Genomic DNA, 15,144 nt, shown 5'->3' on the forward strand with positions numbered 1-15,144 from the left:
ATATTTCAGACGGCCTTTCTCTTGTTCTTTCATGCGCCCAAAGGCCGTCTGAACAGGTTAAAGCTGTTTGAGCAGGCGTGCCGGTTTGCCTTGTGCGCCGCCGGAGATGCCGCCTTCCAGCGTATAGATTTCCCGCCCGCGCAAAAAAGTGTGGGTGATGCGGCAGCCGATTTCCCAACCTTCATAGGCGCTGATTTTGTTTTTATACAAGAGTTTGTCGGCAGTAACCGTGTAAGACTGATTGGGGTCTAAAATCACAATATCACCGTCTTTGCCCAAACTGAGCGCGCCTTTGTCTATCAAACCGAAACGGTTGGCGGGCTGGGTAGCCAATGCGTTCATCAGCGTAACGGGGCTGATGTTGCGCTGCTTCACAGCCGCATCAAACAGGGCATCCACGCTGTTTTGGCAACCGCTGATGCCGCCCCAGGCTTTAAACGCGTTCGGATCGGCTTTCAAATCGGGCGTGCACGGCGAATGGTCGGAGCCGATGATGTCGAGCACACCCGCTTCCAGCAATTGCCACATTTTCTGCTGGTGCGCCTTGTCGCGTATCGGCGGCGAGCATTTGGCCTTGGCGCCGATGGCGTCCAAATCTTCGGTGGCCAGCAATAAATAATGCGGGCAGCTCTCAAAGCTGGCATCCACCCCGCGCGCCTGCGCTTCCAACACGGCTTCGACGGCTTCGTGGCAGCTGCAATGGGCGATATGCACGCGGCAGCCGGTTTGTTCGGCAAAATAGAGCACGCGGCGGACGGCTTCGACTTCGGTGAAAATCGGCCTGCTGGCCACATAATCCGACACCAGCGTTTTGCCTTCTGCTTTGGCTTTTCTACCCAATTCGTCGGTGATTACGGCATTTTCACAGTGCACCACCAGCAAATCTCCGGTTTCGGCCAAAGTCTGCATGCCGGTATAGAGTTCGTAGTCGTTCACATCTTTAAAATCGCCGGGCTTGTTGGAGCCGCAGGTGGCAACGAATGCTTTGAATGCCGCCACGCCGGCCTGCGACAGGGCTTTCAAATCGTTGAGGTTGTGCGGCACCAACCCGCCGAAAAACACATAGTCCACATAATTCTGATCTTTTGCGGCTCGGCGTTTGATTTCCAAGCTTGCCAAATCTATGGTGGCCGGCAGGGTATTGAGCGGCATTTCCACATAAGAAGTCGTGCCGCCCGCCGCCATCGCCTGCGTGCCGGTGGCGTAGCCTTCCCATTCGGTCCGGCCCGGCTCGGAAATATGCATGTGCACATCGACCATACCGGGCAACACATAACAGTGGCGGGCATCGACGATTTTTTCGGCGCCGCCCTCAAGCCCGGGCGCAATGGCGGCGATTTTTCCGTCTTTCACCGCGATATCGCCGTGCAGCATTTGCTCCGGCAAAACCAACAAGCCGTTTTTAATCAATAAATCATACATTTCGATCTCCTTTTTTCAGACGGCCCGATATTGCTTCAAGGCCGTCTGAAAACTCGATTGTCGGGTCAAAAACCTACATCGCGCCAATACCGGCAGACTGCATGAAATAGAGTGCAACGCTGGCAAGCAGGCCGAGTATCAGCATCAGCGGGGCATAGAAGCGCAGCCATTTGCCGTATTCCACCTTGGCAATCACCAGAGTGGCCACAAAGAAACCTGAAGTGGGAAAGAAAATATCGGTAAGCTGCCCGCCCCATGCGTTGGCCGACACCACCGCCTGTTGCGAAATATCAAGCAAACTGGCCAAAGGCGAAATAATCGGCATAGTCAGCACGGTTAATGCGGTGGCCCCGGGAATCAGAAAGTTAAACAGCGACTGCTCCCAGAAAATCGCAATAGCGGTAAGCTCCGGCGGCACCGAACGCATCATGCTTTCGAGCCAAAACACCAAAGTATCGGTAATCACGCCCTTATCCATCACCACGGCAATGGCCGAGGCCACACCGCACAACAGCGCCGCCACCATCATATCGCGCATACCCGCATTCACATCATCGCAAATCTGCTGTGCCGACTTGCCGGCAACGGCGGCTGCGGCGATGCCGATAAAGAGAAACAACCCGCCGATGGCCTCGAAACCCAAGTTGTTCTTCAAAATCATGGCAATGGCAATCGGAAACAGCACCATACAGGTAATACCGGCATATTTCTGCCTTGCGCTGAACACCATCTCGCCTTTTTCGGCCTCTTCTTCCGCTATCGCGGCGCGGATGGCGCGGTCGCTTTCATAAGTGAGGCTCGACTCGGGGTTGCGCTTCACTTTAACGGCATAACGCATCACATACAGAATGGCAATCAGCACCACGCATACCAACACCACCGCACGGAAAGCCGAGCCGGAGAAAATCGGCAATTGGGCGATTTGCTGCCCCACCCCGACAGAGCCGGGAATGGTCAGGCCGAAAGTGAAGCCCATGCACGGCCCCAAGAGCGCCACCGCCGTTGCAGTCATGCCGTCATACCCCAAGCGGTAAAACAATGGCAGCAACACCGGCAGATAAGCCAACGACAGCTCAGGCACGCCGATAAACGCAGCCAAACCGGCAAAAATAGTGATCAAAATCGGAATCACCAGAATATCTTTGTTGCCCACGGCACGGCTCAGTTTCTGCACACCCATATCAATCAGGCCGGCGCGTTTGATCAAACCCATGCAGCCTCCCACCATAAATGTGAGAAACACGATGCCTGCCGCCCGCTTCAAACCGTCGGGAATGGCCGTTACCAAATCCATAAACCCCACAGGCTGCTGTTCGATTTGGTGATAGGTTCCCGCCACCACCAAGTTTTGCACACCGTGGGAAGTTTCAATGGTCTGCCGTTCATACTCGCCCGCCGGAACAATATAGGTCAGCGCGGCAACCACTAAAATAAACACCGCCAATACGATATAAATATCGGGCATTTTGAAAGATTTTTTCGGTTTTTGCGTATCCATCACACAACTCCTCCAATCTTATAGAAAAGGCAGCACGCTTCTCGGGCTGCCCCGATCCGGTGTTTGGGTATCCGGTTTTCAGACGGCCTTCCGCCGGCATTCAGGCCGTCTGAAAAGCCTTTAATCCACGCCCACAACCGCGCTCAAGAGTGCCATCCGCACCGCCACCGAGAAACCGATTGCGCGGAAATACAACTGGTGTTCGGTGTTGTCGATGCTGAAATCAAATTCACCCGGGTTGCGCGGCAAAGAATGGTGCACGCCGACTACCTTGCCGCTTTTCGCTTTGATACGCTGCAACATATCGAGCGAAATATAATAATTCATCATTTTCTTCATGAAGTCTTCGCGGTTGGGGTCGTCTTTTTTCACCGAACAGCCCGGCAGATAAATCAAATCCACCGCATTTTCCGCATAAAGTTCTTCGTTTTGCTTTTCGGTTAAGTCGAAATGCTCCTCGAAATGCGCCCCCATCGCTTTGAGTTTGTTGCGCACCACTTCGGGCGTGCGCAATTCGCTGGTGCCGGTGTAGATAATCTTGGCTCCCATCGAAGCCAGCGCCAGCGCAAACGATTGGCCGGAACGCGCGCGCGAAAGATCGGGGGTGGCAATGGCCGCCGTGGTATTGCTCAAATCGCCGAACGCGCGCCAGCAGGTATAGCAGTCGAGCAAACCCTGCGTCGGGTGGGTAACGTGGCCGTAGCCGCCCGAAATCACCGGCGAAACACAGCCGCCCAACTCGTCTAATGCGCCTAAGGCTTCTTTATCGTCGGGGTGGCGCATCACAATCACATCGGCGTATTCCGACGTTACCCGCAGCGTGTCGTAGAGGCTTTCGTTTTTCGCCACTGCGGCATTGTGCTGCGGGTCGGATTCGGTAATCACGCCGCCGCCCAAGCGCAGCATGGCGTCTTCGTGGCTGCAACGGGTGCGGGTGGAAGGTTGGAAAAACAGGGTATAGAGCACCTTGCCCTTCAGCAGGTTAAGCCCCGTGCGCAAAAACGGCTCCATCATTTCGGCCGCTTCAAACAGCGACAGAATTTCTTCGCGCTTGAAGTCATCTAAAAACGTGATGTTTTTACCGCGCATATTGGTTGCGGCAAGAGCCTCCCGAATATCCAGGGTTTTGAAATCTTTATTTAAAGCCATGATAAACGCTCCTTTAAGTTGGCGGCCGTCTGAAAGTTTTTACAGACGGCCTTGCTGTCTGTTTCAAATTTCCACATCGCGGTGGCAGTCTTTTGAGTAGATATAGGTAAACGGGCCGCGTCCGGCGGCATAAGATGCCTGCTTGCAATAAGGGCCAAACCAGATAAAGTCCTCCTCTTTGATCAGATACCAATTTTCATCAAGCAGATAACAGCCCTGTCCTTCATAAACATAAGCGCCGTGCTCCTGCACATGGGTTTCGATGATGTTGTGGCTGGCACCCGGGTCGAAACTCAAAATGTGCATGTTCATATCGAAATTCTGCTCGACCGGCAGCAGGTCTTTGATGTGCACATTGGCCATGCCGTCGTAGTCGGCCCATTCCATCTCATGCACGTTGCCGAACACCGTATAAGGCTTCAGCCCTGCCGGGTGTTCGACGTAGCGCTGTTTGTAGAGCAAAATGCGGCCCGCCTGATGATTGATGTTTTCAAAACCGATGCCTGCACCGGGCGGCGCGTAGGCATAACCGCCCTGCTTCAGCGCGCGGCTTTCGCCGCCAACCGTTACCTTCAGCTCGGCTTCGCCGTCGAGCAGGTAAATAAAGGCCTCTTCATGCGGCTTGGCGCCGTAGGCCAGTGTGGTTTTCGCATTTGCCCCCAATTGGCCGATTAACTGGACGAAACTCGCACCCATTTTCGGCGTGGCCAAAATTGTCATCTGGCAGTCTTCGATTCCCGGAATCACATTGATTACCCGGCCCTGCGGTGTAATCACCGCATAATTTCCGTGTTTGACTACCGAACGGTTCTGTAAAATATCTTGTGGATAACCCGGCATTTTCGTTCTCCTGACTCATAACAAACGGCAATCACATGATTGTTGCCGCCAATATAGCCCCCTGCTTCCCCGCAGGCTTCAGTTTGCCGTGACAAACCACTGTCTTTGCGCGCCAAACCCAATCAAACCAAATAAAAGCAGCAAAGCCGAGACCTTTGCAAAATTAAAAATCATCACAAAAGTTTATTCCCCGTCATTCCCGCACACGCAAAAAGGCCGTCTGAAAACAGACGCACCACCATGCGGATGCCTGTTTTCAGACGGCCTTTTAAGGCAGCCTTATCTCAAGACATTGATTAAACATCTCAAAACATTGATTAAGCTACACCAGCCCCAAACCAACCAGTTCCTGCTGCAAGCGTTCGGCCTGCCAGCCGCCGCTCACCGCCAGTGTCAGCAAAACGGCAGCGGTTTCCAAGTTGGCTTTGCCGCCGTTCACCACGCCCGCTTGGCGCAGCGCGCTGCCCTGCGCATATACGGCGGCGGCGTTGCCTTGCTGCACTTGGCTGATGTTCAGCAACAGGCCGCCTTGGGCGGTGAACTGTCGCACGGCTTCGATAAAACCGGCATCTGCGGGCGCATTGCCGTGGCCGTAGCTTTGCAGCACCACGGCATCTGCGCCGCTGCTGCCGAGGCTGTTTGCAAAGGCTTGTGCGGCAAAACCGGGGATCAGGGTGGTGCAAACCACTTTGGCCTGCGCGCTCAACGGGCGCACCTGCAAAGCCTGCGCCGTTTTTTCAGACGGCCTGATACGCACGTTATGCCAATTTTGTTCGGGCGACCATTCCGCCAGCACGCCGAAATGCGGGTTGCCGAAACCCTCCGCACTCTCGGTGCTGATTTTGCTGCTGCCCACGGCCGGGAACAGTTTGCCGTTAAAGGCAATCACGGTTTCGTGCAAATCCAGCTCGAAAGCGGCCACGGCGGTGGCGAGGTTCATCGGTGCATCGCTGTTTTCGGCATCGTAAGGCCATTGCGAACCGGTCAGCACCACGGGTTTGTCCAAACCCTGCAAGGCGAGTGCGAACAGGTTGGCCGCATAGGCCAGCGTGTCGGTGCCGTGCAGCACCAGCACGCCGTCGTATTGCGGGATTTTTTCTGCCGCAAGTTGCAGCCAGCCTTGCCAATCGTCAAGCGTAACCGCCGAAGAGTCGATTAACGGATCGCATAAGTGCCAGTCGAAACGGAAGCGGTCGGCAAACGGCACCAACGCTTTGCCGGCCAGCGCGGTATCGGGGCGCAGGCCTTGCTCGCTTTGGCTCATGCCGATGGTGCCGCCGGTGTAGAGCACGAAAATGGATTTTAAATTCTGCATATGTTTTCCTGTTTGTCCGGTGCCGGAACGGCCGGCCATAGTCGGCTGAAAATTTTGGCCGGCAAACGTTCCCCAGACCGGTTGTTTTTTCAAAATTTTGCATCGAAACGGTGCAGGCCGTCTGAAAAAGCATTTCTGCGTTTCAGACGGCCCCGATAAAATCATTCGGCCTCATTTATCCACGCCTGCTGCACGGCTTCGAGGATTTTTTCGCCGCTGCGTGCGGGGTCGTCGTCGAAATCGGGCAGGTTGAGAATCAACTCGCGCAATTGGGTGAAACGTATGGTTTTCGGGTCGATGTCGGGATGGTTGTCGTAGAGTTCTTCGGCTATGCGTTGGGTGTCGGTCCATTTCATCTTGTTTGTTCCTTTTTATCGTTAACCTGCGCGGCCGTCTGAAAACGGCGTTAAGCTGTATTTTATACACACCTGCAACCGTTTGCCTGATTTTTTGGCCAGAATAAAGTTACCTGCCTTACCGTTTCCACAACCGCAGCCAATTCTTACACAAACCTTACCCAATCTGTGCCTCCGCACCCTAGACGGCTGCACACTTTCGTTTTAGTATAATTGCACAATACCATGATAAATAATAAAAACACAGGCTTGAGAGGAAGTTTTGCAAACCGAGGAGAAGCCCGATGCTGGCCAAACAAGTCCGCCATATCAATGATGTGCTCAATTATGTGTACGGCACCGAACCGCTGCGGCTTTCGGGTGTCGACACCTGTATCGCCGAATCGTGGCGCCGCTGCGTGCACCGCCACGGGTTGAACCCCGAAGAAATGAAAGAAGCGCTGATTCTGCCCGACAGCCGTTTGCGCGAGCATCAGGAAGCCATCGGCGATTTTACCGACATCGCCCGTTACGGCCTGCAAGCGCTGTGGAAACAAATCCGCGATATGGGTTATGTGGTGCTGGTGGCCGATGCCGACGGCGTGGTGGTCGACTCGCTGAGCAGCGACAGCGGCCGCTTGGCCTGGAAGCAGGCCGGCCTGTATTTGGGCGCACTCTGGCACGAACGGCAAAACGGCACCAGCGCGGTGGGCATGGTATTGGAAACCGGCGAACCTGCCGTGGTGCACCGCAACGACCATTTCGATGCCACCCATATCGGTTTGAGCTGCACCGCAGCGCCCGTGTTCGACTCTCAAAACCGCCTGCGCGCCGTGCTGGATGTGTCGGCACTCACCCCCGTGGCCGCCAAGCAGAGCCAATATTGGGTGTTGCAGTTGGTGAAACACTTTGCCGCACTGATTGAAACCGCCGCCTTTATCCGCAACCACAAGCAAGATTGGCTGATACGCCTCGGCCATGCCGCCGAGTTTCTCGACGTTACCCCCGAATACCTGCTGGCGGTGAACGACGAAGGCAATATCACCGGCGCCAACCACGCCTTCCACCAATGGTTTGCCCGCCACGCCGGCAAATCCGGACAAACATTAATCGGCAACGGTTTCGAGCGGCTGTTCGGCCAAAGCCTGCCCGAACTGTGCGGTATTCAAAACCGGCGCCCCACCCTCTGCTTCGACGGACTCACCCTGTTTGTGGGCATCACCCCGCCGCCGCGCAAACCTGCCCCATCCCGCAACAGCACGCCCCTGCCGCCCGAATTGGCCAAACTGTGCAGCCCCGACAGCCGTTTCAACCAAACCCTGCAACGTGTGGCCGGCTTGGCCGACACCCAAGTGCCGGTGCTGATCAACGGTGAAACCGGTTCCGGCAAAGAGCTGCTCGCACGCGCCATCCATCTTTCCGGCAACCGTGCCGACAAGCCCTTTATCGCCGTCAATTGCGCCGCCATCCCCGAAAACCTGATAGAAAGCGAACTCTACGGCTACGCGCCCGGCAGCTTTTCCGGCGCCGACCGCAAAGGCAAAACCGGCCTGATTCAGGCTGCCGACGGCGGCACGCTGTTTCTCGACGAAATCGGCGATATGCCGCTTTACCTGCAATCCCGCCTGCTGCGGGTGTTGTCGGAACGCGAAGTGATGCCCGTAGGCTCGATTCACGCGGTAAAAGTCGATATCCGCATCATCGCCGCCACCCACCACGATTTGCAGGCAAACATCGCCGCCGGAAAATTCCGCGAAGATCTCTATTACCGCCTCAACGGCCTCAACGTGGTGCTGCCCAGCCTGCGCGAGCGCGACGATTTCGACTACGCCCTGCAAACGGTGTTGCGGCACGTTGCCCGCAATAACGGCCTGACGCCCAAACCGGTGTCGGCCGAAGCCATGAACGTTATGCGCCGCCACCGCTGGCCGGGTAATATCCGCCAACTGGCCAACGCCTTGGAAGTAGCCCTGCACAGCGCCAAAGGCGCGCAGATTCAGCCCGAAGACCTGCCCGACTATCTCTATGCGCAGAACAGGCCGTCTGAAAACCCGTCGGCACTAACCGAACAAATGCAAAACAGCAAAGCCATACTGCAAAACCCCGCATCGCTGCAAAACGCCTTGCAAGCCGCCGGCGGCTGCGTGTCGCGCCTCGCCCGCGATTTAGGCGTGAGCAGGATGACTGTTTACCGCTATTTGAAAAAATACGGTGCGGCAGAGTAAAAGATACCTTTGCAAAACCAAAGGCCGTCTGAAAATATGTTTTCAGACGGCCTTTTAGCAATCGTTTCGCTCAAATTACTCTATGCTGGTGCCCACGCGGCCGATGTCGCCGAAGTTCATCCAGATAAAGAACGCTTTGCCCACAATCAGCTTGTCGCTCACAAAACCCCAATAACGGGAATCTTCGCTGTTGTCGCGGTTATCGCCCATCATGAAATAATGGCCTTCGGGCACGGTGCAGCGGAACCACGAGCCGTCTTCGGCATATTCGCAGCTTTGGCGGTGCGGGAAATCGGGGCGCACGCCTTGCGGCAGAAAGCTCGGCTGGCCGGCGATTTTCAGCACTTCGAAATGATGTGTGCCGATGGTTTCCTGAAAGGCTTGGGCTTCGATGGTAATCATGCCGTATTGCGGCGTGTTTTCCTGATAGCTCTGAATGCCGGTCGAACGGTCTTCGACGGTTTGGCCGTTGATGCTCAACACCTTGTCTTTATATTCGATAACGTCGCCGGGCAGGCCGACGGCGCGTTTGATGTAGTTGATTTTGGTGTCTTCGGGGTAGTTGAACACCACCACGTCGCCGCGCTCCACTTGGCCGGTGGGAACCAGCACGTTATTGATAATCGGCGTGCGGATGCCGTAGGAAAATTTATTAACCAGAATAAAATCGCCCACCACCAGGCCGGGGCGCATGGAGCTGGAAGGAATTTGGAACGGTTCGGCCACAAAAGTGCGCAACACGAACACCACCAGAATAATCGGGAAAAACCCGCTCATATAATCGGTGAAGTGGTTGCTGTCGCCAGCCGGATTTTTTTTCAGACGGCCTTTGTGGATAAACCACACAATGCCGGTAAACAACACGAAAACCAGCAGCACGGCGGTGAAACTCATAAATGCCGACAACACGCCGAACACACCCACCATCATCAGCAGGTAGCCCCATTGCAGGCCGCCGCTCCACTCGCCGCCCTCTTCGCGCGATTTGCTGCTTGTCGCATACAGCACCAGGCCCAAAACCAAAGCGGCCAGCGCGCCCCAAACCAAAGTATTGCTCATTATTTGTCCCCAACTTGCAGAATCGCCAAAAACGCGCTCTGCGGAATTTCCACATTGCCCACCTGTTTCATACGGCGTTTACCGGCTTTTTGTTTTTCCAAGAGTTTTTTCTTACGGGTAATGTCGCCGCCGTAGCATTTCGCCAGCACGTTTTTGCGCAGGGCTTTTACGGTTTCGCGGGCGATAATCTGGCTGCCGATGGCGGCCTGCACGGCAATATCGAACATTTGGCGCGGAATCAGCTCGCGCATTTTCGCCGCCAGCTCGCGGCCGCGGAACACGGCGTTGGAGCGGTGCACGATCAGGCTTAAGGCATCGACTTTTTCGCCGTTGACCATAATGTCGAGTTTGATTAAATCGGCGGCCTGGAATTCTTTAAACTCGTAATCCAGCGAAGCATAGCCGCGCGAGGTGGATTTGAGTTTGTCGAAAAAGTCCATTACCACTTCGTTCATGGGCAAATCGTAGGTGAGCATCACCTGCCGGCCCATATACTGCATATTCTTCTGCACGCCGCGCTTTTGGTTGCACAGGGTCATCACCGCGCCCACATATTCCTGCGGCACCAGAATGGTGGCGGTGATAATCGGCTCGAAAATGGTGTCGATGCTGCCCACATCAGGCAGTTTCGACGGGTTTTCCACTTCGATTTTTTCGCCGTTTTTCAGCAGCACCTCATACACCACCGTCGGCGCGGTGGTGATTAAGTCCATATCGAACTCGCGCTCCAAACGCTCCTGCACGATTTCCAAGTGCAGCAGCCCCAAAAAGCCGCAGCGGAAACCGAAGCCCAATGCCTGCGACACCTCCGGCTCGAACTTCAGCGAAGCATCGTTTAATTGCAGTTTTTCCAGCGCATCGCGCAGGGCTTCGTAGTCGTGGCTTTCCACCGGATAAAGCCCCGCAAACACCTGCGACTGCACTTCTTGGAAGCCCGGCAGCGCTTTCTCGGCAGGGTTGGCCGACAACGTGATGGTGTCGCCCACTTTGGCGGCGTGCAATTCCTTGATACCGGTAATCAGAAAGCCCACTTCGCCGGCCTTCAGCTCGGATTTCGGCACCGATTTGGGGGTAAACACACCCAACTGCTCCACCTGCGTTTCGGCTTTGGTGCTCATAAACAGCACTTTGTCTTTCAGTTTCAGACGGCCCTGCTTCACGCGGATCAGCATCACCACGCCCACATAGTTGTCGAACCACGAATCGATGATCATGGCTTGCAGCGGCGCATCTTCGTCGCCCTCCGGCGCAGGAATTTTGGCCACGATTTCTTCCAGCACGTCTTCCACGCCCAAGCCGCTTTTGGCCGAGCATTGCACCGCGCCCACGGCATCGATGCCGATGATGTCTTCGATTTCCTGCGACACGCGGTCGGGGTCGGCTGCGGGCAGGTCGATTTTGTTTAAAACAGGCACCACTTCCACGCCCAAATCAATGGCGGTGTAGCAGTTGGCCACGGTTTGCGCCTCCACGCCCTGCGAAGCGTCCACCACCAACAGCGCGCCTTCGCAGGCGGAAAGCGAGCGGGAAACTTCGTAAGAAAAATCAACGTGTCCGGGTGTGTCGATTAAGTTGAGCAGATAAGTTTGCCCGTCGCGCGCTTTGTAGTTGAGGGCGGCGGTTTGCGCCTTGATGGTGATGCCGCGCTCTTTTTCGATGTCCATCGAATCGAGCACCTGCGTGCTCATTTCACGCATTTCCAAGCCGCCGCAATATTGGATAAAGCGGTCGGCCAGCGTGGATTTTCCGTGGTCGATGTGGGCAATAATGGAAAAGTTTCTGATGTTTTTCATTGAGTTAGACATACTGCTCGTTATTCTTGGAAGGCCGTCTGAAAAGGGTTTGCCCAACCGGGCAAAACGAAAATCAAATAGCTGCGTATTTTAGCCGAAAAATACGGTTTCGGCTAATTTCAGACGGCCTTGTTTGCCGGATTCATAACAACCGGCAAAGAAGCCGGTAGGGATTCGCCGCCCGATTTTTCCGCAAAGGCTTTTTCAGACGGCCTGAGACCTTTACAAAAATACCTTAAGGCCGTCTGAAATGCTTAAATCCCGTCATTCCCGCCTATGCGGGAATGACGATAATCGGATGTTTCAGACGGCCTAAACGAATTTTGCAAAGGTCATGGCCTTGATATTGAAAATCCGATTGGAAACATTATATTGGGCGCTGTCAGCAAGTTTGATTAAGGTTTGGAACACATGAAAACGTTTTTCCGCACCGCCGCTGCGGTATTACTGGTTCTGCTGGCCGTTGCCGCCGGCTGGTGGCACGGGTTTCACAAGCAGCCGCAACAAGAACAACAAGTACTCACGCGCGAAGGGGTGCTCACGCAAATCCAAAACCTCAACCGCCTGGAGAGCACGGCTTTCCATATCGACACCATTGTGAAAACCGAAAAGAAAGGCAACTGGTATGCGCTGTGGCAAGACGCGCAAACGGGGCTGTTTATGGCGCAAGGCAGGGTGCTGGCGGGTTTGGATTTAAACAAACTCACCGCCGACAATGTGAATGTGGTTGACGGCAAAGTGATTATCAGCCTGCCGCCGGTGGAAATTTTAGACGTGAACCTCGACAACATCGAGGTGTACGACATCAAAACCGGTTCGCTCGGCCTGCACCCCATCGATAAAAGCGTGTTTGCCGCCGTGCAGGAACAGGCGAAAAAACAAGTGTTGGCAAGCGCCTGTAAAGCAGATATTCTTGAACACGCGCAGATTCAGGCGCAGCGCCAGCTTGAAACGCTGTTTGCACTCACGCAAACCAACGTGTCAATCTACCCCTCCGCTTTGCCGCCGTGCAAAGTTTGACTCTTCAATACGAAAGGAAAGTTATGGCCCAAGTAACCCTGCAAGGCAACCCCGTCGAAGTGGGTGGCGTGTTTTTACAACAAGGGCAGAGCGCGCCCGATTTCAGCCTGACCGCAGGCGATTTGTCGGAAAAAACATTGGCCGACTTTGCCGGCAAGCGCAAAATCCTCAATATTTTCCCCAGCGTCGATACCGGCGTGTGTGCGAAATCCGTGCGCACTTTCAACGAAAAAGCAGCCGGTTTGGATAACGCCGTGGTGTTGTGTGTTTCCGCCGACCTGCCGTTTGCCCAAGCTCGTTTCTGCGGCGCGGAAGGCATCGACAACGTGGTGATGCTGTCCACTTTCCGCAGCGGCTTCGCCCGCGATTACGGCGTGGCCATCGACAGCGGCGCACTCAAAGGGCTGACCGCCCGTTCGGTGGTGGTGCTGGACGAAAACAACCAAGTTCTGCATAGCGAACTGGTGGGCGAAATCGCCAACGAACCGGATTACGCCGCCGCTTTGGCCGTGTTGTGATGCGGTTTTAGATTCAGATGTAACAAGCAGGCCGTCTGAAAATTTCAGACGGCCTGAAATGTTCATTAAAATCCAATTGTTTATTTAATGCCGGAAGATTTTCATGCCGCAAGAAACCGCCGCCGATTTAAACCAGGCTGCCGCCGATGCCGCGATTGAACTATTGCAGCGGCACGCACCCGAAGAGGCCGCCACCGCCGCGCCGTATATATGCAAACTGTTTGAAGCACTTTCAGACGGCCACACCTTTATCTGGTTAAACGATGCTGACGTTGCGGCTTTGCGGCAGATTCCCGGGGTGGCAGGCGGCAGCGGTATGCCGCTGATACTCTCAGGCAAGCGGCTGTTTCTCGGCAGAGTGTGGCAGCTTGAGCGCGACTTGGCGCAGGAAATCGTGCGCTTGGCTGCCGCAAAAACCGAACCCGTCGACTGGATGCAGGCCGGGCAGAATCTGGCGCAATGGTTTGCCGGCGCAAACAGCGAAGGCCAGCGCGATGCCGCCGCATTGGCTCTGCTGCAACCGCTCATCTTAATCAGCGGCGGGCCGGGCACGGGCAAAACCACCACCGTGGCCAAACTGCTGGGGCTGTTGTGCAGCAACGGCGGCAGGCTGCCGCGCATCGCGCTGGCCGCACCCACGGGCAAGGCCGCCGCCCATATGGCGCGGGCGCTGCACCATGCCGCCGGCACTTTCGGGCTGCCCGACACCGTCCGCCGCCATCTGCTGCAACTCGAAGGCCAAACCGTACACCGCCTGCTGAAGCTGCGTCCGCCGCAGATGCAGCCCGCCTTCCACCGCGAGCAGCCGCTGCCGCTGGATGTGCTGGTTATCGATGAGGCTTCGATGCTCGACCTTGCCCTGATGCTGCAACTGCTGCGCGCCGTGCCTTCGGGCTGCCGCGTCATTTTGCTGGGCGACGAAAACCAACTGCCCTCGGTGGGTGCGGGCGCGGTTTTGGCCGAACTGGCGCAGGAAACCCGGTTAAACACAGCAACCGCGCAAGAGCTGTCGGCCATGCTACCCCGGCACGGTTTCAAAGTTACCGACAACCCGCCGCCCTTGTCGGCAAATACTGCCCGCCTGCACTTCAGCCACCGCTTCGGTGCCGACAGCGGTATCGGTTGCTTGGCTCGCGCCATTGTGGCGGGAGATGCAGAAAACGCGTGGGCGCAGTTTGCCCGTTTCACCGACGCACTCGGCATGCGCGAAAGCAGCATCAAACAACAGGCCGAAGCCTTTTATGAAAAACAGGCCGCTTATTGGCAGGCGGTGGTTTCGGGTGATGTTGAACAGGCATTCCGCCGCCAAACCGACACCGTGGTGCTGGCGGCTTGGCGCGAAGATGCCGCCGCATTCAACGAAGCCTACCGCCGCTGCCTGCAACGGCACGGCTTGGCGCGTGCCGACGCACCGTGGTTCGCCGGGCAGGTGGTGATGGTGTCGCGCAACGATTACGCACTCGATTTATTTAACGGCGACATCGGCCTGATTCTGCCCGACCCCAGCCGCCCCGGCACGCTGGCCGCCTATTTTCCCGCTGCCGGCGGGCAGCGCACCGTGCCGTTAAGCCGCCTGCCCGCCTACGAAACCGCTTTCGCCATCACCGTGCACAAAAGCCAAGGATCGGAATACGGCGAAGTGTGGCTGCTGCCGCATTCCGCACCGGACGGCAGCCCGCACGGCCTGAACCGCGCCATGCTCTACACCGCCGTTACCCGCGCCCGCAAACGGTTTGTATTCTGGGGCGGCCGCACCACTTTTCAGACGGCCTGCGCCACACAGGAAAACCGCCGCAGCGCGTTACGGGAAATGATTGCCAAAGAGACGGAAAAACAGGCTGAAACTTCGGCGCAATCCATGCCGTCGTTTTAAAACCTCTGCTTCATGCCCGTGCATGACGGCAGCTTGGCCTTTCAGACGGCCTGACCGGATTTTGCAAAGGTTTCAGGCCGTCTGAAAACAAAACGGC

General features: G+C 55.9%; 12 protein-coding genes. 4 read left to right on the forward strand and 8 right to left on the reverse strand.

What is annotated here, in order from left to right; all coding sequences use genetic code 11:
• Window positions 1–57 precede the first annotated feature (57 nt).
• From allB to iscX, 6 genes are all read right to left on the reverse strand, one after another.
• Window positions 58–1,422, reverse strand: coding sequence for an allantoinase AllB (gene allB, locus NQ012_RS03365; protein ID WP_257066160.1), 1,365 nt, complete (start codon window positions 1,420–1,422; stop codon window positions 58–60).
• Between the two features lie 73 nt (window positions 1,423–1,495).
• On the reverse strand, window positions 1,496–2,920 hold the full coding sequence (locus tag NQ012_RS03370; RefSeq protein WP_257066162.1) for a YfcC family protein: 1,425 nt from the start codon (window positions 2,918–2,920) through the stop codon (window positions 1,496–1,498).
• 120 nt (window positions 2,921–3,040) lie between these two features.
• The gene (locus tag NQ012_RS03375; RefSeq protein WP_257066164.1) at window positions 3,041–4,069 is read right to left on the reverse strand and encodes an aspartate/ornithine carbamoyltransferase family protein; all 1,029 of its coding nucleotides are present in this window, start codon (window positions 4,067–4,069) and stop codon (window positions 3,041–3,043) included.
• 63 nt (window positions 4,070–4,132) lie between these two features.
• Complete coding sequence (gene allE, locus NQ012_RS03380) at window positions 4,133–4,909, reverse strand: (S)-ureidoglycine aminohydrolase (RefSeq protein ID WP_257066165.1); 777 nt, start codon at window positions 4,907–4,909, stop codon at window positions 4,133–4,135.
• 322 nt (window positions 4,910–5,231) lie between these two features.
• Window positions 5,232–6,224, reverse strand: a complete 993-nt coding sequence (locus NQ012_RS03385) for an asparaginase (protein ID WP_257066166.1) — start codon at window positions 6,222–6,224, stop codon at window positions 5,232–5,234.
• A 161-nt stretch (window positions 6,225–6,385) separates the two neighbouring features.
• A complete protein-coding gene (iscX, locus tag NQ012_RS03390; protein ID WP_085365627.1) occupies window positions 6,386–6,580 on the reverse strand; it encodes a Fe-S cluster assembly protein IscX in 195 nt (64 codons plus the stop codon).
• A gap of 284 nt (window positions 6,581–6,864) precedes the next feature.
• On the opposite strand from iscX, the gene NQ012_RS03395 reads away from it, so the two are divergent.
• Entirely contained in the window at window positions 6,865–8,784 is a 1,920-nt protein-coding gene (locus NQ012_RS03395) for a sigma-54-dependent Fis family transcriptional regulator (RefSeq protein ID WP_257066168.1), read from the forward strand.
• 75 nt (window positions 8,785–8,859) lie between these two features.
• Here the strand turns inward: NQ012_RS03395 and lepB are convergent, their stop codons facing one another.
• Window positions 8,860–9,843, reverse strand: coding sequence for a signal peptidase I (lepB, locus tag NQ012_RS03400; RefSeq protein WP_257066171.1), 984 nt, complete (start codon window positions 9,841–9,843; stop codon window positions 8,860–8,862).
• Window positions 9,843–11,636, reverse strand: a complete 1,794-nt coding sequence (lepA, locus tag NQ012_RS03405; RefSeq protein ID WP_085366790.1) for a translation elongation factor 4 — start codon at window positions 11,634–11,636, stop codon at window positions 9,843–9,845. Before lepA ends, lepB begins: the two co-directional genes overlap by 1 nt.
• Window positions 11,637–12,047: 411 nt before the next feature.
• Here lepA and NQ012_RS03410 point away from each other — a divergent pair, with 411 nt between their 5' ends.
• From NQ012_RS03410 to recD, 3 genes are all read left to right on the forward strand, one after another.
• On the forward strand, window positions 12,048–12,656 hold the full coding sequence (locus NQ012_RS03410) for a DUF4230 domain-containing protein (protein WP_257066173.1): 609 nt from the start codon (window positions 12,048–12,050) through the stop codon (window positions 12,654–12,656).
• A 23-nt stretch (window positions 12,657–12,679) separates the two neighbouring features.
• Complete coding sequence (gene tpx, locus NQ012_RS03415) at window positions 12,680–13,174, forward strand: thiol peroxidase (RefSeq protein WP_257066174.1); 495 nt, start codon at window positions 12,680–12,682, stop codon at window positions 13,172–13,174.
• A gap of 103 nt (window positions 13,175–13,277) precedes the next feature.
• Window positions 13,278–15,047, forward strand: coding sequence for an exodeoxyribonuclease V subunit alpha (gene recD, locus NQ012_RS03420; protein ID WP_257066175.1), 1,770 nt, complete (start codon window positions 13,278–13,280; stop codon window positions 15,045–15,047).
• Window positions 15,048–15,144 lie beyond the last annotated feature (97 nt).

The sequence above is a fragment of the Neisseria dentiae genome, assembly GCF_024580525.1.
Taxonomy (GTDB): Bacteria; Pseudomonadota; Gammaproteobacteria; order Burkholderiales; family Neisseriaceae; genus Neisseria; species Neisseria dentiae_A.

Coding starts and splice junctions, on each gene's coding strand:
- allB (WP_257066160.1), bottom strand. CDS start 1,422: ATGTATGATTTATTGATTAAAAACGGCTTGTTGGTTTTGCCGGAGCAA.
- NQ012_RS03370 (WP_257066162.1), bottom strand. CDS start 2,920: ATGGATACGCAAAAACCGAAAAAATCTTTCAAAATGCCCGATATTTAT.
- NQ012_RS03375 (WP_257066164.1), bottom strand. CDS start 4,069: ATGGCTTTAAATAAAGATTTCAAAACCCTGGATATTCGGGAGGCTCTT.
- allE (WP_257066165.1), bottom strand. CDS start 4,909: ATGCCGGGTTATCCACAAGATATTTTACAGAACCGTTCGGTAGTCAAA.
- NQ012_RS03385 (WP_257066166.1), bottom strand. CDS start 6,224: ATGCAGAATTTAAAATCCATTTTCGTGCTCTACACCGGCGGCACCATC.
- iscX (WP_085365627.1), bottom strand. CDS start 6,580: ATGAAATGGACCGACACCCAACGCATAGCCGAAGAACTCTACGACAAC.
- NQ012_RS03395 (WP_257066168.1), top strand. CDS start 6,865: ATGCTGGCCAAACAAGTCCGCCATATCAATGATGTGCTCAATTATGTG.
- lepB (WP_257066171.1), bottom strand. CDS start 9,843: ATGAGCAATACTTTGGTTTGGGGCGCGCTGGCCGCTTTGGTTTTGGGC.
- lepA (WP_085366790.1), bottom strand. CDS start 11,636: ATGAAAAACATCAGAAACTTTTCCATTATTGCCCACATCGACCACGGA.
- NQ012_RS03410 (WP_257066173.1), top strand. CDS start 12,048: ATGAAAACGTTTTTCCGCACCGCCGCTGCGGTATTACTGGTTCTGCTG.
- tpx (WP_257066174.1), top strand. CDS start 12,680: ATGGCCCAAGTAACCCTGCAAGGCAACCCCGTCGAAGTGGGTGGCGTG.
- recD (WP_257066175.1), top strand. CDS start 13,278: ATGCCGCAAGAAACCGCCGCCGATTTAAACCAGGCTGCCGCCGATGCC.